The sequence below is a fragment of the Streptomyces sp. NPDC051286 genome (genome assembly GCF_044455345.1).
Taxonomy (GTDB): Bacteria; Actinomycetota; Actinomycetes; order Streptomycetales; family Streptomycetaceae; genus Streptomyces.
On the sequence record NZ_JBITER010000001.1, the window covers coordinates 572944 to 592323 of the forward strand.

Below are 19380 nucleotides of genomic sequence, written 5' to 3' on the forward strand. Positions count from 1 at the left end.
GACGGTGTCGGGGACGAAGGACTCTGCCGGGAACTATGTGTCGAGCGCGACCGTCACGGTGACTGCTTCGGACGCGGAGTCCGGTGTGGCCGGGATCGAGTATTCCCTGGACGGTGCGTCATACGGTAGCTACACAGCGCCAGTTGTGGTGAGCAGTGTGGGCCGGCACACGCTGAGCTATCGAGCGACCGATAAGGCGGGTAATACCTCGCCGGTGAAATCGGTTGAGTTCACCGTGGTAGCGGCTCCGCCGGAGGACAGGACGCCGCCGCAGGTGTCGGCCTCCGTCTCCGGCACGAAGAACGACTCCGGTGCCTACGTCGGCAGTGCGACGGTGACGGTGACGGCTTCGGACACGGAGTCGGGTGTGGCTGGGATCGAGTACTCCCTCGACGGCGGCCCCTACCTGCAGTACTCCGCACCGGTGGTGATCGACAGGGCCGGGAGCCACACCTTGCTCTACCGGGCCACCGACAAGGCCGGCAACACGGCCACGCCGCAGTCGCTGTCCCTCACCATCGCCGACAGCAAGCCGCCGACCGACTGTCCTGAAAGGGACGACCGCTCCACCGTGTTCCTCGGCTCGATCAACACCGGTGTCCCGAACCGCGTCACGACCAACGGCTGCACGGTCAACGAGCTGATCGAGGATCACCGGGCCTGGAACAACCATGGCGCGTTCGTCTCACACGTCGGGGAGATCGTCGCGACGCTGCGGAAGGAAGGAGTCCTCGACCAGCGGGAGGCCGCGCTGATCAAGAAGGCGGCCGGCCAGTCCGACGTCGGCATGCCGAACCGCGGTCGCGCCGGTCACTGAGTCACGGCCGGGCGGTGACGCCGCCTGAGCCGTGTGCCTCGGCCGGCCTCGGCAGCGGCCCGCCGAGCGAACCGGACAGCGCACAAAACCGATGGGGTGGAGAGCTGGACGGCTCCACCCCATCGGGCCTGGCCGCCTTTGCAAGAGCATGGGCGACAACGAGACTGTGCTGCTTCGAACCGGCTTTGTCCATCTGCTGATGAAGGTCCTGTAACGGCCTGATCCACTCTCTATCGTGCACCAGGCCGTAACTCGGCGCACAGGTTTCTTTTGCCGTCGACGGCACGGTGCTACGGTCCGGTGGAAGTCGCGCCCCCAAGCACCGGGCATGCGAACGGCTCTGACCACGACGGGGGCGGCGTGAGGAGTACGACGGTTCGACCGGCCAATATGCATCAGGCCCGGCTGCTCCGCCTCCTGCGCGACCTCGGCCCGCAGTCCCGGGTTGCCCTGGGGGACCTGGTCGAGCTGTCGCGCTCCAAGCTCGCGTTCGAGATCGACCGGCTGCTGGAAACCGGCCTGGTCGTCCCGGACGGCCTCGCCGCCTCCCGCGGCGGCCGCCGCTCGCACAACGTCCGGGTCGCCCCGTCGCTGCGGTTCCTCGGCGTGGACATCGGTGCCACCTCCGTGGATGTCGCGGTCACCAATGCCGAGTTGGAGGTCCTCGGCCACGTGGCCGAGCCGCTGGACGTGCGCGACGGCCCGGTCGGGGTCTTCGAGCGGGTGCTGGAGTTGGTCCGCACGCTGCGCGAGGCCACGTCGGCGGAACACTTCGACGGCGCCGGGATCGGCGTGCCGGGACCTGTCCGGTTCCCGGAGGGTGTCCCCGTCGCGCCGCCGATCATGCCCGGGTGGAACGGCTTCCCCGTCCGCGAGGCGATGAGCCAGGAGCTCGGTTGCCCTGTCCTCGTCGACAACGACGTGAACCTGATGGCCCTGGGTGAGCAGCAGGCCGGCGTCGCCCGGTCCGTACGGGACTTCTTGTGCGTGAAGCTCGGGACCGGCATCGGCTGCGGCATCGTCGTCGGCGGCGAGGTCCACCGCGGTATCACCGGCAGTGCCGGCGACATCGGCCACATCCAGGTGGACCCGGACGGGCCGCGGTGCGCCTGCGGCAACACCGGTTGCCTGGAGGCCTACTTCGGCGGGAACGCCCTCATACGCGACGCGACCGCGCTCGCCCAGTCCGGCCGCTCGACGGAACTGGCCGGACGGCTCGCATCGGCCGGGAGGCTGACCCCCGAGGACGTGTCGGCCGCCGCGGGCGTCGGGGATGCCGCGGCCCTGGATCTGATCCGCTGGGGAGGCAACCGTACCGGTCAGGTCATCGCCGGCCTGGTCAGCTTCTTCAACCCCGGCCTGGTGGTCATCGGAGGAGGGCTCACCGGACTGGGCCACAACCTCCTGGCGAGCATCCGCACCCAGGTCTACCGTCAGTCGCTGCCATTGGCGACCGGCAACCTGCCGATCGTGCTCGGTGAACTCGGCCAGGTCGCCGGCGTCGTCGGCGCCGCCCGGCTGATCAGCAACCACGTCTTCTCACCGGCCTGACGCTTCGATACGCGGCCGGGACCCGTGGTGAGGCGGGCCCCGCGACGTACCGCGCCTTGAAAGCGGGGTCGACCGGAGCGCTACTGAATCCTGCGTTCCGCCCCGGCCCACGCCCGGTCGCGCAGGACGAACTTCTGGATCTTGCCGGCGGGGTCTTGGGCCGTTCCCCGAACACCCACCGACGATCACCGCGTGGACCCCGGACGTCTGACGGCCTCCCCCCACGACGGGGAGACCACTCCCTGTTGCGAGGAACTCCCCTCCTGGCGCCGCACCCAGCCGTTCTTCCGGAGCGCAGGAGAGCGGACTACCAGCCGCATCGTCGATTCCCAGCAGTCCGCACGCCGGCCTGACGGACGGTCGGGCACCGCAGAGCAAGTGCTGTCAGGGGCTGGGGGTCGTGGCGCTTCAGCTGCGCCGGTACCTGGCCGCCATCGTGTGGAATACCTTCTTCGGTTCCCAGCGGGCCTCGTCGAGCATTCGGACGACGCCGTAGGAGCCAAGGTCTTGCTCCCCGGGCCTGCTGTAACCGGCGAAGGTGAACCAGAGCGCGGTGTCCACGCCTTCTTCCTCGAAGATGTCCAGCAGCTCGGTGCAGTAGCGCACCTGCTCTTCCTCGTCCGGTACCGCGCCGTGCGGCACCTGCCAGGCCATGCCGCCGCGCTCTCCCGCGTCCCGGTATGCGCAGGTTCCGTACTCGGTCACCGCGACGGGCTTGCCGTGGGCAAGGTGCCCACGCAGCTCGTCCCGGAAGCTGTCGGCGTTGTAGGCGGCCCGGTAGGCATCGATACCGACGAGGTCGAACGGATGCCAGTCGACGAACTCCCAGGGAGCGGACGCGTACGTGACTTGCCCGCCGAAATGCGTGCGGACGGTCGCGGCGACTTGGGCAAGGAAGTCGTTGAGGCGCTCCTGTACGGGGCCGAGGGAGGACCACCACTCCATGTCGGCGGCAGCCATGGCCCGCAGGCGGTCGCCGTAGGTGTCGCCCGGGATGAAGCCGCCGCAGAACGCACTGATCTCGCAGCCGGCAACGAACACCACATCGGCGCCGGCGTCCCGTACGACTTCGGCCCGACGGGCGCAGTCGGCGAAGAACGGCAGCAACTGGTCAGGGGGAAGGTCCACGGGAAAGGGGGCGAACCAGATCTCAAGGCCGGCGTCTGCAGCGTGTCGGGCAGCGATGCTCAGCCGTTCAGGCTCTCGCCCGGAGATACGAACGGCGTCACAGTGAAGCTCCCGGGAGATCACCGCCATGTCGTGCTGGACCGTCTCAGGCGTGAAGCTCTTGCGGGAGAGTTCCTTCCCAGGGAGAAACCCGGTGTCGTAGTTGATACCCCGTGCGCGCACGTCATTGTCCCTTCACATAACCGTTGCCATGTTCCAGCAAGTCAAAGACCTGCTCGGCACCTTGGCCAGAGGGGGAACGGTCACCGAAGGTGTCGGCGAATCCGGAAGAACCCAGGAGCGGACCTGACAGACAATCACCCCGGCACGATCAAGACCCCACCCGCACGCCACCTGCAGCCCACACCAGACTCGTGACCAGCCACTTCAGGGTGCAACGAGCACCAGCCACCAAGGTCACCCATTCGGCCCCAGAACCTCCGTTCCCACCCCCGCCAACCCACCAGCAGGACTCACTCCCGCTCACCACAACTCACTTCAGCGCAGCAAACCGGCAACAGCTCGCCCCCTCGTCCAGGCATCCGACACCAGAACCGGCCTCCGCCTCGCCGGGACCCACACCTTCGGCAACGGAGTCGTCCTCCTCCACCACCGGCGCGCCGACCCCACCCCACCGGAAACCACCCCCCAGGACACTGACCCCGCGACCCCGCCTCGTGGAACCGCCCCACGACCCCGCGCCGCCGACCCCGCCCCGCGCACACGCACCGTCTCAGCCCTGCGAGAACCCACCTGTGCACCCCCCACCCCATGCGGCAGAGTGGATCCATGTCCGTACTGACGCGCGACGAAGCGCAGACCCGAGCCCAGTTCCTCGACGTGGACAAGTACACGATCGACCTCGACCTGACCACGGGAGAAGACACCTTCGACTCCCGCACGGTCATCCAATTCACCGCACTCGCGGCCGGAGACACCTTCGTCGAGCTCAAGCCCGCCACCCTGCGCTCCATCACCCTCGACGGACAGCCCCTCGACCCCGCCGACCTCACCGAGAACCGGTTCCCCCTCACCGCACTCACCCCCGGCGCACACGAACTCCGCATCGACGCCGCCATGCGCTATTCCCGCACCGGCGAAGGTATGCACCGCTTCACCGACCCCACCGACGGCGAAACCTACCTCTACACCCAGCTCTTCATGGGAGACGTCCAACGCGTCTTCGCCGCATTCGACCAGCCCGACCTCAAGTCCGTCTTCGCCCTCACCGTCACCGCCCCCGAAAACTGCACCGTCCTCGGCAACGGCATCGCCGAACACACCGGAAACGGCCGGTGGACCATCGCCCCCACCCCACTGATCTCCACCTACCTCGTCGCCGTCGCCGCCGGCCCCTGGCACACCGTCACCACCCAGCACGCCGGACTGCCCTTCGGTATCCACTGCCGCCGCTCCCTCGCCCCCCACCTCGACGCCGACGCCGACGAAATCCTCGACATCACCCGCGCCTGCTTCGACCGCTTCCACGAAAAATTCGACGAGCCCTACCCCTTCGACTCCTACGACCAGGCATTCGTCCCCGAATTCAACGCCGGCGCCATGGAGAACCCCGGACTCGTCACCTTCCGCGACGAATTCATCTACCGCTCCGCCGTCACCGACACCGAACGCCAAGTCCGCGGCATGGTCATCGCTCACGAAATGGCCCACATGTGGTTCGGCGACCTCGTCACCCTCGCCTGGTGGGACGACATCTGGCTCAACGAGTCATTCGCCGAGTACATGGGCTACCAGATCCTCGCCGAAGCCACCCGCTTCACCGACACCTGGGTCGACTTCGGCGTCGCCCGCAAGGGCTGGGGATACGACGCCGACCAGCGTCCCACCACCCACCCCGTCGCCCCCGACCCCGCCGCCGTCCCCGACACCGCATCCGCGATGCTCAACTTCGACGGCATCTCCTACGCCAAGGGCGCATCCGCCCTCCGCCAGCTCGTCACCTGGCTCGGCGAAAAAGACTTCCTCGCCGGCATCAACACCCACTTCGCCCGCCACAAATTCGGCAACGCCACCCTCGCCGACTTCATCGACAACCTCGCCTCCGCCACCGACCGCGACGTCCACGCCTGGGCCGACCAATGGCTCCGCACCACCGGCGTCGACACTCTCACCCCCCACGTCGAAGAAACCGACACCACCTGGTCCCTCACCGTCGACCACCACGGCACCCGCCCCCACCGCATCGCCGTCGGCGCCTACGATCACACCCTCGACACCCAGCAGGGCACCGACCAACTCGTCCTCCGCGACCGCTTCGAACTCGACATCCCCCAGGACGGCACCCGCACCACCCACCCCGGCCACCGCCCCGCCCTCCTCGTCCTCAACGACGGTGACCTCACCTACGCCAAGATCCGCCCCGACGCAACCTCCTGGAACACCGTCGTACGCAGCCTCTCCGGCATCCCCGACCCCCTCACCCGAGCCGTCATCTGGAACAGCGCCCGCGACATGGTCCGCGACGGCGAACTCGACCCCACCACCTACCTCGAAACCGCCCGCACCCACCTCCCGTACGAAACCGACCTCGCCCTCCTCCAAGGCGTCCTGACCTTCGCCGGCACCCAGATCGCCGCACGCTACGTCACCCCCGAAAACCGCCCGGCAGCCCTCGCCACCCTCACCGCCCTCTGCCGCGACCTCATCCGCCGCACAGAAGACGGCACGAACCCCGGCCTCCGCCTCACCGCCGTACGCCACCTCATCGACGCCGCCACCCAGCCCGACACCATCCGGACCTGGCTCACCGACGGCACCGTCCACGGCGGACCCGAACTCGACCCCGAACTCCGCTGGCGCATCCTCACCCGCCTCGCCACCCTCGGCGCCACCGACGAAACCACCATCGCCACCGAACTCGAGAACGACCCCAGCGCCACCGGACAGGAAGGCGCCGCCCGCTGCCGCGCCGCCCTCCCCACCCCCGAAGCCAAAGCCGCCGCCTGGGACAGCCTGTTCAACGACGACACCCTCTCCAACTACCTCTTCATCGCCACCGCACAAGGCTTCTGGCAAGCCGAACAAACCGACCTCACCAGCGACTACGTTCCCCGCTACTACACCGACGCCACCCGACTCGCCACCCGCCGAGGCTCCGCCATCGCCGAAGCCGCCGGCCGCCACGCCTTCCCCACCTTCGCCATCACCGCCGACAACCTCCACCTCGGCGAACAAGCACTGAACGGCAACACCCTCACTCCCGCCCTGCGTCGCAAACTCGCCGACCAGATCGACGACCTCCGCCGCGCCCTCGCCGTACGCAACGCCCACTGACCCCACAACCCCGCACCACCCCCACAACCACACACCGCACCACCCGTGCCCGGCCCACCCTCACCGAGGGGAGGCCGGGCACACCCATACCACCACCACCCCCCACCACCACCCCCACAGGCACCACTCGTCCCCCTTTCGAGTTCAGATCACCGAGCTCACCGGCCACGCCACCAGAAACCCGGACAAGCTGACACGTCCACCCACGCGCACCCGAAGGACCCCACCACCATGCCCACCCCACCCCTCGCCGGAGGCACCACCGGCCCCGCCGCCCTACGCCCCCTCCTCGACACCGTCCTCACCGCACTCCACGACGGAGCCCAACAACGCCACGGCCCCCTGCCCGCCGGCGGACCCCAAGCCGTCACCGACCAGATACACCACACCACCCACCCCCTCATCCCCGACCACGGCACCGGCCCCCACCACGCCCTCCGCACCCTCGTCACCGCACTCACCCAAGGCGCCGCAGACCCCGCACACCCCCACTGCACCGCCCACCTCCACACCCCACCCCTCGCCCTCGCCGCAGCCGCCGACCTCGCCGCCTCCGCCCTCAACCCCTCCATGGACTCCTGGGACCAAGCACCCGCAGCCTCAACCCTCGAAACCGACACCACCACCGCACTCGCCGCCGAGATCTACCCCCACCAACCCCACCCCGACGCCCTCATCACCACCGGCGGCACCGAAGCCAACCAACTCGCCCTCCTCCTCGCCCGCGAACGCCACGGCCCCGTACAGACCCTCACCGGCGCCAACGCCCACCACAGCATCACCCGCGCCGCCTGGCTCCTCGGCCTCCCCGAACCCCACACCATCCCCGCCCCCACCGGCGTCATGGACCTCACCGCACTCGAAGAAGCCCTCACACGGCTCCACAGCCCCCACCGTGCCCTCTTCGTAACCGCCACCGCAGGCACCACCGACACCGGCCAGATCGACCCCCTCGACGACATCGCCGACCTCTGCACCACCCACGGCGCCGAACTGCACATCGACGCCGCCTACGGCGGACCACTCCTCTTCAGCCCCACCCACCGCACCAAAATCCACGGCCTCGACCGCGCCCACAGCGTCACCCTCGACCTCCACAAACTCGGCTGGCAACCCGCATCAGCCGGCATCCTCGCCGTCCCCGACCACCACCACCTCCACCCCCTCCACCACCACGCCCCCTACCTCAACGCCCACGACGACACCCACGCCGGCCTCCCCGACCTCCTCGGCCGCTCACTGCGCACCACCCGCCGACCCGACGCACTCAAAATCGCCGTCACCCTCCAAGCCCTCGGCCGCACCGGACTCGCCGACCTCATCGACCACACCATCAACACCGCCCACCAACTCGCCGACCTCATCACCCACAACCCCACCCTCGACCTCTACCAACCACCCACCATCACCACCGTCCTCTTCCGCCCCACCAACGCCACCGACCACACCGTCGCCACCATCCGCCGCACCCTCCTCACCACCGGCCAAGCCGTCCTCGGCCGCGCCCACGCCGACAACCGCCTCTGGCTCAAAGCAACCCTCCTCAACCCCCACACCACCCGCCACGACCTCCAAACCCTCCTCGACCTCATCACCCACCTCACCCACACACTCCAGAAAGGCAACCCACCCCGATGACCGACCGACCCACCCCCGACCCCGGCCAGCCACACGACCTCGTCGGCATCGGCATCGGCCCCTTCAACCTCTCCCTCGCCGCCCTCGCCCACGGCATCCACCCCCTCGCCGCGACCTTCTACGAACAACGCCCCGCCTTCCACTGGCACCCCGGACTCCTCATCGACGGCTCCAGCCTCCAAGTCCCCTTCCTCGCCGACCTCGTCACCCTCGCCGACCCCGCAAGCCCCTGGACCTTCCTCAACTACCTACGCAGCCGTGACCGTCTCTTCCCCTTCTACTTCGCCGAGCGCTTCCACATCCAACGCGCCGAATACGACGCCTACTGCCGCTGGGTCACCGACCAACTCCCCGGACTCCACTTCAGCCACCAAGTCGACGCCATCCGCTGGAACCCCGAACGCACCCTCTACGAAGTCGACTTCACCCAACTCGACACCCAGGGCGAAGTCGAAGCCCTCGGCCGCGCCTACGCCCGCCACATCGCCCTCGGCATCGGCACCGAACCCTTCATCCCCGACCCCCTCAAACCCCTCGCCCAAGCCGAATCCGTCCCCGTCATCCACTCCGCCGACTACCTCCACCACCGCGAACAACTCCTCCAGGCCGAACACATCACCGTCATCGGCTCCGGCCAGTCAGGCGCCGAAATCTTCCTCGACCTCCTCCGCGCCCGCCCCGCCGGACACGAAAAAATCCACTGGCTCGCCCGCACCGGCGCCTTCGCCCCCATGGAGTACTCAAAACTCGGCCTCGAACACTTCACCCCCGACTACAGCCGCTACTTCCACGCACTCCCCGAATCCGTACGCGACGAACTCGTCCCCCACCAATGGCAACTCCACAAAGGCATCGACGCCGGCACCATCGCCGCCATCCACGACGAGCTCTACCGACGCACCCTCCACGGCGGCTGGCCCGACACCACCCTCACCCCCGGCGTCCACGTACGCACCGCAGGCCGCCTCGCCAACACCCGCGTCGAACTCCACCTCGAACACACCCAGCAGAACACCCGCACCCGCCTCACCACCGACGCCGTCATCCTCGCCACCGGCTACCGCGAACGCCCCCTCGACCGCCTCCTCGCCGGCCTCACCCCCCACATCCGCCGCGACGCCGCCGGACGACCCCGCATCGACAACCAGTTCCGCCTCGAACTCGACCCAGCCGTCACCGGCAACATCTACGTACAGAACGCCGAACGCCACACCCACGGCGTCGGCGCCCCCGACCTCGGACTCGCCGCCTGGCGCAGCGCCACCATCCTCAACAACCTCACCCGCACCAACGCCTACCCCCTCCCACAACGCACCGCCTTCACCACCTTCGGCCTCACCCCCCAGAACACCCCCCACATCCCCCACCAGCACCCCGCCCTCATCCCCCTCACCCACGGCAACTGACCCCCGCACCCACAACAAAAGGCGGCCGCCCCCTCAAAGAGGAGACGGCCGCCCTATTCATCCAGCCGCTAGAACACCGGCACACCATCCCGCGTCAGCCGCCAGTCCACCGAAGCGAACTGCGCACCATCCACCGAACCCTTCGCCTGCACCCAGCCAATGATCGTGTTCCGGATCTCCTCCGAATTCGCCCACAGCTGCTTCGCACCCGGCACATGCGGGAAGTTACCCCCACCGCTCGCCCGATAATTGTTCACCGCCAGCACGAACTCCGCCGCCGGATCGATCGCCTTGCCCTCGAACGACAGATTCACAATCCGCGAACCATTCGGCTTCGCAATGTCGATCTCATACGTCAGACCCGACACCGCGTCATAGTTGTAGTCCGGCGTATTGCCTGCATTCGTCAACTTCGCCGTGTCCACCGGAGCGCCCGCGGCCGTCTGCACGTAATACCGCGCCGAGAACTCCAGATAATCCTTGATCTGCGCACCCGTCAGCAACCTCGCCTCAAGCGTGTTCTCGAACGGATACAGCCCCGCAGCATCCTTGATCGTCACATTCCCCGCCGGAATCTGCGCCGTACGGGAGAAACACGACGCCTGCGACAGCACAGGCAGCGACGCATACGCGCCACCCGCCAGAGCCGCCTTCACCGTCTCCGCCTGAACCACATTGATCAGATCAATGATCGGCTCGTCCTTCCAGGCCGCCTCCGCCGTCGTCATCGCCGCCGTCGACGTACCGATCACCTGATTGACGTACGCCACAACCTTCTTGTGCTCATCCGCCAACAACCCTGTGATCTTCGGATCCTCCGCCACCGTGTTCGAGTTCAACACCCGCGAACCCGCACGCTCCACCACCCAGCGGCCCTTCTCCCACACCAGATCGAAGTCGAACAGCGTCAACCGCTGCCCCCACTTCAACGGCTCGGAGAGCACCACCTTCTTGCCCGTCTCCTTGTTCTCCACGAAGTACTCGGGGATCTCCAGGTGAGCATGACCGACCAGAATCGCATCGATACCCGGCACCTGCTCCGCCACCAGCGCCGCCGCGTTCTCCACGTACGGAACCTGATCACCGTACGACGACGTCCCACTGGTCCCCGAGTGCGCCGACACGATCACGACATCCGCCCCCATGGACCGAAGCCGCGGCACGAACTTCGCCGCCTGCTCCTCCAACCCCGGGAACACCATCCTGCCGCTGACATTCGCCTTGTCCCAGATCGCGATCCCCGGGTTCGTCAGGCCCAGAATCGCCACCTTCACATCCGGACCGTGCGGCGTACGCATCCGCTTGATCACATACGGAGCGAACGCCGGCCGCAACGTCTTCGCATCCAGCGCGTTCGCACCCAGCAGCGGAAAATCACACTGCTCCTCGAACTTCCGCAGCACCGGAATGCCGTAGTTGAACTCATGGTTGCCCAGCGCCGCCGCGTCATACCCGATCGCGTTCATCGCCTGCGCCATCGGATGCACCGGACCACGCTTCGCCGTGATCGGATCGACCTTCGCGTAGTAGTACGACAGCTGCGTGCCCTGGATCGTGTCACCCGCATCGATCATCAGGGTGTTGTGACGGCCCTTCTCCGCACGGACCTGCTCCACCAGCGTCGAGATCTTCGCCAGACCCACATCGTTGTGCGCCTTGTCGTCGAACTCCTTGTCCGTGAAGTAGTCCCAGTTGAAGACGTTCCCATGCAGATCGGTCGTCCCCATCACCGTGAACGCATACCGCTTCGGCGGACGCCCAGGACCACGACTGTCAGCCTCGGCAGGCACAGCCACACCCCCAGCCATCGCCACACCGGCACCGGCCGCAGCGGATGTGCCCAGGAACGTCCTACGGTTCAGCGGCATTTCGTCTCCCACAGATCAGATCTCGCACTACACAACGCGCGTAGATAATGACCCACCGGCCGCGCCACGCAACACCCCTTGCAGGTTTCTATCTGATGACCACACGGGTCACACCCCGATGCGACAGTGGACCCATGAGCAACACTCCAGCTCCCTACGGCACCCCCGACCACCCCCGCGTCGCCGTCCGCGGCGAAGCCCGCCTCGACGTCGACCCCGAAACCGCCCACATCGCCATCACCGTCACCGCCCGGGGCAAAGACCGCCGAACAGCCCTCGACGACCTCACCCGACGCAACACCCACGTCCTCGAACTCGCACGCACCTACGGACAAGCCGTCGAAAAACTCGAAACCGGCACCTTCTCCATCACCCCCGAACTCACCGCACGCGGACGCGACGAAAAAATCCACGCCTACCACGGCCGCGTCCACATCACCGCCGTACTGGGCGACTTCACCGCACTGGGCGAACTGACCACCCGCATCGCCGACCTCGACATGACCCACATCAACGGCCCCTGGTGGAACCTCCGCCCCGACTCACCCGCCCACGCCCAAGCCCGCCGCCAAGCCGTACAAGAAGCCCTCCAACGCGCCCGCGAATACGCCGACGCTCTCGGCACCCACCTCACCGCCCTCCTCGAAATCGCCGACCTCGGCGCCGAGAACACCGCCCCCCTCCCACCCATGCCCGCCGCACCCGGCAGCTTCCGCGGCCTTGCCGCATTCGGAGGAGCGGAACCCGAAACACCCCCCACCCTCGACCTCGAACCCCAACGGCAGACCGCCTACGCCCAGGTGAACGCCCGTTTCACCATGGCACCCCCAAAACTCTGAAAACAATGCTCATCAGAGCGCCCCGCTGCACAATTCAACACTTGTCAATAACCCTTCACCCAAAGGTTGTTGAGACGACACGCAGACCCAAATCGCTACCCGCAGGTAAGGTCTAGGGTCAAACCATGCGCCGAGCAAAAATCGTCTGCACCCTGGGCCCAGCCACCGACACATACGAGCAGATCAAGGCACTCGTCGAAGCCGGAATGGACATCGCCCGCTTCAACCTCAGCCACGGCTCCTACGTCGAACACGAACAGCGCTACCGCCACGTACGCAAAGCCTCCGACGAAACCGGACGCAGCGTCGGCATCCTCGCCGACCTTCAAGGCCCGAAGATCCGCCTCGGCCGCTTCCGCGAAGGCCCCGTACTCCTTGAACGCGGCGACACCTTCACCATCACCGTCGAACCCATCGAAGGCGACCGCGACACCTGCGGCACCACCTACGAAGGCCTCCACACCGACGTCACCACCGGCGAACGCATCCTCGTCGACGACGGCCGCGTCACCCTCGAAGTCACCGACGTCGACGGCCCCCGCGTCCACACCACCGTCATCGAAGGAGGCATGGTCTCCGACAACAAAGGCCTCAACCTCCCCGGCGTCGCCGTCTCCGTTCCCGCACTCTCCGACAAAGACATCGAAGACCTCCGCTGGGCCCTGCGCACCGGCGCCGACGTCATCGCCCTCTCCTTCGTACGCAGCGGACGCGACATCGACGACGTCCACCGCATCATGGACGAAGAAGGCCGCCGCCTCCCCGTCATCGCCAAAGTCGAAAAACCCCAGGCCGTCGAGAACATCGACGACATCGTCGCCGCATTCGACGGCATCATGGTCGCCCGCGGCGACCTCGGCGTCGAAATGCCCCTCGAACACGTCCCCATCGTCCAGAAGCGCGCCATCAAGCTCGCCAAGCGCAACGCCAAGCCGGTCATCGTCGCCACCCAGATGCTCGACTCGATGATCGACAACTCCCGGCCCACCCGAGCCGAAGCGTCCGACGTCGCCAACGCCGTCATCGACGGCACCGACGCCGTGATGCTCTCCGGCGAGACCAGCGTCGGGAAATACCCGACCGAAACGGTCAGCACGATGTCCCGCATCGTCGAAGCAGCCGAGGAAGACATCCTCGCCAAGGGCCTGCCCCCGCTCACCGACCGCAACAAGCCCCGCACCCAGGGCGGCGCGGTCGCCCGGGCGGCCGCCGAGATGGGCGACTTCCTCGGGGCGAAGTTCCTCGTCGCCTTCACCCAGAGCGGCGACACGGTCAAGCGCCTCTCTCGCTACCGCTCACCCATCCCACTCCTGGCCTTCACCCCGGACCCGGCCACCCGCTCCCAGCTGACCCTCACATGGGGCGTCGAGACCTTCCTCGGCCCGCGCGTCGACTCCACGGACGCGATGGTCGCCCAGGTCGACGAGGAACTCCTGCGGATCGGCCGCTGCGAGAAGGGCGACGTCGTGGTCATCACGGCCGGCTCCCCGCCGGGCGTCCCTGGATCGACGAACCTGGTGCGCGTGCACCACATCGGCGAGGACGACAGCCCCAAGTAGTTCGGTCGTCAGTGCTTCGGCCCGACGTGAGCGTCCATGAGAGCGACGGACGCCCGTCGGGCGACGGAGATGTTGAGCGGGCTGCTGCCTCGTGCGAGGGTCGTCCACTCGACCCCGACAGCGGTGAGCGTGTCGCTGAACAGCTTGCGGATGTCGTCCGACTTGTTGGTGAAGAAGTACCGGGGGTACTCGTAGCGCTTCCGTTCACCACCGACGAGGCGAGTGGTCCGGTTGATGATCCGGCATCCATCGGAGTGGATGAGGCCGCGGATGAATTCCCATGGGTGGGCATCCACGATCCTCTGTTGCCAGGGTTCGAGAGCGATCTTGCGGTCGTGCTTCCTGCCTGGTCCGTGCTGAGGGAAGAGGCAGGGCCAGTGCTTGCTGTGGCACGTCACGTACTGGCAGCCCTGACGCTGAACCCGGAACACCTTGTTTCCGGGACGCACGATCTGCATGGCCTCGGCACAGGCGTCGATGAGGCCGGGCCAGGCATCGGCGCAGGCGATGCGGAGGAAGTACACACCTCTTTTGGCGGAGCTGATACAGCCGTCCCCGAGATAGAGGCCCAGTAAGTAGGCGTACGCGGCGGGGTCTTCAGGATTGCTCGGCATGTCGCCGCACCGCGGACAGTCCGCAGCGCGGCTCCAGCCGAGGGGCTCTATTCGTGTCTGCCACGAACGGATGGCGGCGCGCGAGATGCCGGTCTGCTTGCTTACGGAGTTCTGGCTGAAGCCTTGGGCGAGGAGTGCCAGAGCGCGCTTGCGCGTATCAAGGTCGTACACCTGGTCGAGTCTGGCCGGATCATGGGGTCCGGAGGCGGAAATCGTGGGGTGATCACACGATCAAGTGAAGCCAAGCTATCTACCCGCGACCTTGGAATCGAAGGAAAAGTGCCCCAGGTGGGATTCGAACCCACACTGTCGGCTGTTTGAGAGCCGCCTCTCTAACCAGTTGGAGTACTGGGGCCTTAGAAAGGAAGGGCAGCGAGTGCCCCACGTAGTGACACCATATCGCAGCTAGGTAGTCTCGTGGGTAGTGCCTTCCCTGAACGAGGAGCCCCGTGACCACGCCCGAGTCGCCCCAGCCCGTCGCCGACGACGACAAGTCGCACGTCCCGCCGCTGACGACCCGCGTCGTCATCGCTGAGGACGAGGCTCTCATCCGCCTCGACCTCAAAGAGATGCTCGAGGAAGAGGGCTACGCGGTCGTCGGCGAGGCCGGTGACGGCGAGAAGGCGGTCGAGCTCGCCCGTGAGCACAGGCCCGACCTCGTCATCCTCGATGTGAAGATGCCGATCCTCGACGGCATCTCCGCCGCCGAGCGCATCTCCGAGGAGTCCATCGCGCCCGTCCTGATGCTCACCGCGTTCTCGCAGCGCGACCTGGTCGAGCGGGCCCGGGACGCCGGTGCGATGGCGTACCTCGTGAAGCCGTTCAGCAAGAGCGACGTGGTGCCGGCCATCGAGATGGCCGTGTCGCGGTTCGCGGAGCTGAAGGCGCTGGAGTCCGAGGTGGCGGACCTCGCACAGCGGCTGGAGACGCGGAAGCTGGTAGACCGGGCGAAGAGCATTCTGCAGACGGATTACGGGCTGTCGGAGCCGGCGGCGTTCCGGTGGATTCAGAAGACGTCGATGGATCGTCGTCTGTCGATGCAGCAGCTTGCCGAGGCGTTGATCGAGGATGCCGAGGAGAAGAAGCGGGCGGCGAAGGACGGCGAGTAGCCGCGTAGGTACGTAGGGATGAGGCCCGCACCCCGGATCGATCGGGGTGCGGGCCTCATCCGTATGGAGCGGTGTCGGTCAGTCCTCGCCGAGGTACGCCTTGCGGACGGATTCGTCGTGGAGGAGGTTCTGGCCGGTGCCGGAGAGGACGATCTTGCCGACCTCCATGACGTGGCCCTGGTCGGCGAGTGAGAGTGCGGCCTGGGCGTTCTGCTCGACGAGCAGGATGGTGGTGCCCTGGGCCTTCAGCTCGACGATGGTCTGCATGATCTTCTGCATCATGATCGGGGAGAGGCCCATGGAGGGTTCGTCGAGCATGAGCAGTTTGGGCTGGGACATGAGGGCGCGGCCCATGGCGAGCATTTGCTGCTCGCCGCCCGAGAGGGTTCCTGCTGCCTGCTTCCTTCGTTCTCCGAGGATGGGGAAGAGGTCGTAGGCGCGCTGGATGTCCTTTTCGATGCCTGCTTTGTCGTTGCGGAGGTAGGCGCCGAGGAGGAGGTTCTCGGTGATCGTCAGCCGGGGGAAGATGTGGCGTCCCTCGGGGGAGTGGGCGAGGCCCAGGGAGACGATCTTGTGGGCGGGGATGTTGGTGAGTGGTTTGCCCTCGAAGAGGATGTGGCCGCCGATGGGCTTGAGGAGGCCGGAGAGGGTGCGCAGGGTGGTGGTTTTGCCTGCGCCGTTGGTGCCGATGAGGGTGACGACCTGGCCGGCTTCGACGGTGAAGGAGATGCCTTTGACGGCTTCGATCTTGCCGTAGGCGACGCGGAGGTCTTCGACCTGGAGCAGTGCGGTCATTGGGTGTCCTCCTCTTCGGTGCGGGTGGTGCGGGTGGTGCTGGTGGTGCTGGTGCCGTCGTCGGTGGTGGCTTCGGCGTGTGCTTCGGCTTCCGCTGCTTCGACTTCGGCGACTTCTTCGGCGCCGGGAGCGCCTTCGAAGGGGGTGCCGAGGTAGGCGGCGACGACGCGTTCGTCGCTCTGGACGACGTCGGAGGTGCCTTCGACGAGCTTCTCGCCCTGGACGAGGACGGCGACGCGGTCGCAGAGGTTGAAGATGAACCGCATGTCGTGCTCGATGACGAGGACGGCGATGCCCTGGTCGCGGATGGCGAAGATGAGTTCTTCGGTGACGCGGGTTTCCTGCGGGTTCATGCCGGCGGTGGGCTCGTCGAGGAGCAGGAGTCCGGGGTCGCTGGCGAGGGCGCGAGCGATTTCCAGCTTGCGCTGGTCTCCGTAGGGGAGGTTGCGCGCGAGGTGGTCGGCCTTGTCCTGGAGGCCGATGAATTCCAGGAGTTCCATGGCGCGTTCCCGGCTGGCGTTCTCGGCTTTGGTGTAGCCGGGGAGGCGCAGGAGGGCGGACCAGAGGCCTTCCTTGGTGCGGGTGTGGCGTCCGACGAGGACGTTTTCCAGGACGGTCATGTTGGCGAAGAGCCGGATGTTCTGGAAGGTGCGGGCGATGCCTGCCTGGGTGACGAGGTGGGGCTTGGGCGGCAGGACGGTGCCTTTGTAGCTGACTGTGCCTTCGGTGGGGACGTAGAGCCCGGTGAGGCAGTTGAAGAAGGTGGTTTTACCGGCGCCGTTGGGTCCGATGAGGCCGACGATTTCACCTGTGTTGACGGTGAGGTCGACGTTGCGTACGGCGGTGAGGCCGCCGAAGCGCATGGTCACGCCGCTTGCGTCGAGGACGGTGGTGGCGGTTTGTGTGGTGGTGGTCATGGTGGTCACGCCCCCGCCTTGGCGATGCCGGCGCCGGTTTCTTCGGACTGCCGTGGTTCCGGTACGTCGATGGGGTCGTTCTCGTGGAACTCGAGCTGTTTCCTGCGGTCGGCGACGAGGCCTTCGGGACGGAAGCGCATCAGGAGGATGAGCGCGATGCCGAAGAGGAACAGCTGGTAGTCCTTCATGAACTGGAGTTTGGCCGGGATGAGGTAGAGCAGTGCCGCGCCGACGAAGGGTCCGCTGAGGGTTCCCATGCCGCCGAGGATGACGGCGGCGAGGAGGAAGGCGGAGTTGGGGGGTACGGAGCCGGCGAACTGGTACTGCTCGGGCGTCACGGTGTAGTTGACGTGTGCCTGGACGGTGCCGGCGAGGCCGGCGAGGGTGGCGCCGAGGGCGAAGGCGAGCAGCTTGAGCCGGAAGGCGTTGATGCCCATGGCGGTGGCGGCGGTTTCGTCTTCGCGGATGGCGACCCAGGCGCGGCCGATGCGGGATTCTCCGGAGCGGCGGAAGACGAGGACGACGACGGCGGTGACGACGAGCATCAGCAGGTAGTAGTTGGCGGGCCTGCTGAGGGTGAAGGGGCCGATGTCGTGGCTGAGTCCGAAGTCGATCCCGAGGAGGTTGAGGTCCGGGATGCTGGGGATGCCTTGGGAGCCGTTGGTGAGGTCGGGTCCGCTGTTGCCGTTGAGGTTGTTGACGGTGACGCGGAAGATCTCTCCGAAGCCGAGGGTGACGATGGCGAGGTAGTCGCCGCGCAGTCGGAGGGTCGGGGCGCCGATGAGGACGCCGAAGACGAGTGAGACTGCGGCTCCGGTGAGGACGGCGGCCCAGAAAGGGAAGTGGACGCCGATGGCGGAGAGTGGTGCGCCGGAGACGAGGGCCGCGGCGTAGGCGCCGACGCCGAGGAAGGCGACGTAGCCGAGGTCGAGGAGGCCGGCGAGGCCGACGACGACGTTGAGGCCGAGGGCGACGGTCGCGAAGATGAGGATGTTGACGCCGATGAGGGCGTATTCCGCGGTGTCCTGGGTGAAGGGGAAGCAGAGTGCGGCGACCAGGGCTGCGGTGAGGGCGACGTTGCGGTGCTTCGTGGTCAGCGCGGTGATGCGGGAGATGAGTCCGGCGCGGGTGATGGCGGTGAACGCGAAGGCCGCGGTGATGAGGAAGCCGATGAACTGTTCGGATTCGTCGGTGGGGATGTCGATGCCGTAGGTGAAGACGTACAGCATGGCGCCGAAGGCCGCGGTGATGATGAGGATTTCGGCCCAGGCGGGGAGTGCTTTGGCGCGGGGTGCCGCGGGTGCGGTGAGGCTGTTGCGGAAGCGCTGCCAGGCGCCGGGCCGGGGTTCGTGCTCGGGGAGTGGTTCGTCGCTGGGGAGTGCGAGTGCGGCGATGGTGGTGATGAGTGCGCCGATGCCGCTGACCCATGCGCCGGGTTCGAGGTTGACGACGCCGCCGAGTTCGTAGGCGATGGCTCCCATGGTGTAGCCGGTGGTGCCGAGGGTGCCGAGGGCGAGGAGTCGGACGGGGCTGTTGGTGCCGCCGGGGGTGAGCCAGCCGAGTCCTCGGATGCCGTATCCGCTGAGTACGAAGAGGAGGGTGAGGGCGGCGCTGGTGAGGGTGAGGATCTGGAGGCCGCCGGGGTAGCCGGTGACGGTGAGGTCGCCGGGGAAGTCGCTGGTCCAGGTCCAGGCGAGGAAGGTGCCGGCGAGGGCGATGGCGGCGCCTGCGGCGGTGAGGGCGCGGGCGACGGGGGTGGGCAGTGGGATGAGCGTGTCCCGGGCCGGTGTGGTGTGGGTGGTCATC

At 67.2% G+C, this 19380-nt stretch carries 14 protein-coding genes and 1 tRNA gene; 8 read left to right on the forward strand and 7 right to left on the reverse strand.

The window, feature by feature from the left end:
- The first annotated feature begins 37 nt into the window (after positions 1 to 37).
- Positions 38 to 817, forward strand: coding sequence for an OmpL47-type beta-barrel domain-containing protein (locus tag ACIBB8_RS02605; RefSeq protein ID WP_398948726.1), 780 nt, complete (start codon positions 38 to 40; stop codon positions 815 to 817).
- A 390-nt stretch (positions 818 to 1207) separates the two neighbouring features.
- Complete coding sequence (locus ACIBB8_RS02610; RefSeq protein ID WP_398948727.1) at positions 1208 to 2368, forward strand: ROK family protein; 1161 nt, start codon at positions 1208 to 1210, stop codon at positions 2366 to 2368.
- A gap of 408 nt (positions 2369 to 2776) precedes the next feature.
- Here the strand turns inward: ACIBB8_RS02610 and ACIBB8_RS02615 are convergent, their stop codons facing one another.
- Positions 2777 to 3718 carry a hypothetical protein gene (locus ACIBB8_RS02615; protein ID WP_398948564.1) on the reverse strand — a complete coding sequence of 314 codons (942 nt, stop codon included), beginning with the start codon at positions 3716 to 3718 and terminating at the stop codon, positions 2777 to 2779.
- 606 nt (positions 3719 to 4324) lie between these two features.
- On the opposite strand from ACIBB8_RS02615, the gene pepN reads away from it, so the two are divergent.
- The 3 genes from pepN (at position 4325) to ACIBB8_RS02630 (ending at position 9873) form a co-directional block, all read left to right on the forward strand.
- Complete coding sequence (gene pepN / locus ACIBB8_RS02620) at positions 4325 to 6829, forward strand: aminopeptidase N (RefSeq protein ID WP_398948565.1); 2505 nt, start codon at positions 4325 to 4327, stop codon at positions 6827 to 6829.
- 231 nt (positions 6830 to 7060) lie between these two features.
- A complete protein-coding gene (locus tag ACIBB8_RS02625; protein WP_398948566.1) occupies positions 7061 to 8467 on the forward strand; it encodes a pyridoxal phosphate-dependent decarboxylase family protein in 1407 nt (468 codons plus the stop codon).
- Positions 8464 to 9873, forward strand: a complete 1410-nt coding sequence (locus tag ACIBB8_RS02630) for a lysine N(6)-hydroxylase/L-ornithine N(5)-oxygenase family protein (RefSeq protein ID WP_398948568.1) — start codon at positions 8464 to 8466, stop codon at positions 9871 to 9873. Before ACIBB8_RS02625 ends, ACIBB8_RS02630 begins: the two co-directional genes overlap by 4 nt.
- A 68-nt stretch (positions 9874 to 9941) precedes the next feature.
- On the opposite strand, the gene ACIBB8_RS02635 is transcribed toward ACIBB8_RS02630, so the two are convergent.
- Complete coding sequence (locus ACIBB8_RS02635) at positions 9942 to 11741, reverse strand: bifunctional metallophosphatase/5'-nucleotidase (protein ID WP_398948570.1); 1800 nt, start codon at positions 11739 to 11741, stop codon at positions 9942 to 9944.
- A 134-nt stretch (positions 11742 to 11875) separates the two neighbouring features.
- Between ACIBB8_RS02635 and ACIBB8_RS02640 the strand changes: the two genes are divergently transcribed.
- Both ACIBB8_RS02640 and pyk read left to right on the forward strand, forming a co-directional pair.
- Positions 11876 to 12580 (forward strand): SIMPL domain-containing protein, encoded by a 705-nt coding sequence (locus ACIBB8_RS02640; RefSeq protein WP_398948571.1) that lies wholly within the window; start codon positions 11876 to 11878, stop codon positions 12578 to 12580.
- Between the two features lie 125 nt (positions 12581 to 12705).
- On the forward strand, positions 12706 to 14139 hold the full coding sequence (gene pyk, locus ACIBB8_RS02645; RefSeq protein ID WP_398948572.1) for a pyruvate kinase: 1434 nt from the start codon (positions 12706 to 12708) through the stop codon (positions 14137 to 14139).
- Between the two features lie 8 nt (positions 14140 to 14147).
- Here the strand turns inward: pyk and ACIBB8_RS02650 are convergent, their stop codons facing one another.
- Positions 14148 to 14924: a transcriptional regulator gene (locus ACIBB8_RS02650; protein WP_398948573.1), complete on the reverse strand. Its 777-nt coding sequence runs from the start codon at positions 14922 to 14924 to the stop codon at positions 14148 to 14150.
- Positions 14925 to 15033: 109 nt separating this feature from the next.
- Positions 15034 to 15108, reverse strand: a tRNA-Leu gene (locus tag ACIBB8_RS02655).
- 94 nt (positions 15109 to 15202) lie between these two features.
- On the opposite strand from ACIBB8_RS02655, the gene ACIBB8_RS02660 reads away from it, so the two are divergent.
- A complete protein-coding gene (locus ACIBB8_RS02660) occupies positions 15203 to 15862 on the forward strand; it encodes a response regulator (RefSeq protein WP_359108752.1) in 660 nt (219 codons plus the stop codon).
- A gap of 78 nt (positions 15863 to 15940) precedes the next feature.
- Here ACIBB8_RS02660 and ACIBB8_RS02665 read toward each other — a convergent pair whose 3' ends face one another.
- The 3 genes from ACIBB8_RS02665 to ACIBB8_RS02675 are packed head-to-tail and all read right to left on the reverse strand — an operon-like array spanning position 15941 to position 19379.
- Positions 15941 to 16657 (reverse strand): ABC transporter ATP-binding protein, encoded by a 717-nt coding sequence (locus ACIBB8_RS02665; RefSeq protein WP_398948575.1) that lies wholly within the window; start codon positions 16655 to 16657, stop codon positions 15941 to 15943.
- Positions 16654 to 17574: an ABC transporter ATP-binding protein gene (locus tag ACIBB8_RS02670; protein WP_398948728.1), complete on the reverse strand. Its 921-nt coding sequence runs from the start codon at positions 17572 to 17574 to the stop codon at positions 16654 to 16656. The genes ACIBB8_RS02665 and ACIBB8_RS02670 overlap by 4 nt, the downstream gene beginning before the upstream one ends.
- A gap of 5 nt (positions 17575 to 17579) precedes the next feature.
- Positions 17580 to 19379 (reverse strand): branched-chain amino acid ABC transporter permease, encoded by a 1800-nt coding sequence (locus ACIBB8_RS02675; protein ID WP_398948576.1) that lies wholly within the window; start codon positions 19377 to 19379, stop codon positions 17580 to 17582.
- Position 19380 lies beyond the last annotated feature (1 nt).

Excerpts from the sequence above, each read along its gene's own strand:
- ACIBB8_RS02665 (WP_398948575.1), bottom strand. The coding sequence starts at position 16,657 with ATGACCGCACTGCTCCAGGTCGAAGACCTCCGCGTCGCCTACGGCAAG.
- ACIBB8_RS02635 (WP_398948570.1), bottom strand. The coding sequence starts at position 11,741 with ATGCCGCTGAACCGTAGGACGTTCCTGGGCACATCCGCTGCGGCCGGT.
- ACIBB8_RS02675 (WP_398948576.1), bottom strand. The coding sequence starts at position 19,379 with ATGACCACCCACACCACACCGGCCCGGGACACGCTCATCCCACTGCCC.
- pyk (WP_398948572.1), top strand. The coding sequence starts at position 12,706 with ATGCGCCGAGCAAAAATCGTCTGCACCCTGGGCCCAGCCACCGACACA.
- ACIBB8_RS02610 (WP_398948727.1), top strand. The coding sequence starts at position 1,208 with ATGCATCAGGCCCGGCTGCTCCGCCTCCTGCGCGACCTCGGCCCGCAG.
- ACIBB8_RS02630 (WP_398948568.1), top strand. The coding sequence starts at position 8,464 with ATGACCGACCGACCCACCCCCGACCCCGGCCAGCCACACGACCTCGTC.
- ACIBB8_RS02640 (WP_398948571.1), top strand. The coding sequence starts at position 11,876 with ATGAGCAACACTCCAGCTCCCTACGGCACCCCCGACCACCCCCGCGTC.
- pepN (WP_398948565.1), top strand. The coding sequence starts at position 4,325 with ATGTCCGTACTGACGCGCGACGAAGCGCAGACCCGAGCCCAGTTCCTC.
- ACIBB8_RS02670 (WP_398948728.1), bottom strand. The coding sequence starts at position 17,574 with ATGACCACCACCACACAAACCGCCACCACCGTCCTCGACGCAAGCGGC.
- ACIBB8_RS02625 (WP_398948566.1), top strand. The coding sequence starts at position 7,061 with ATGCCCACCCCACCCCTCGCCGGAGGCACCACCGGCCCCGCCGCCCTA.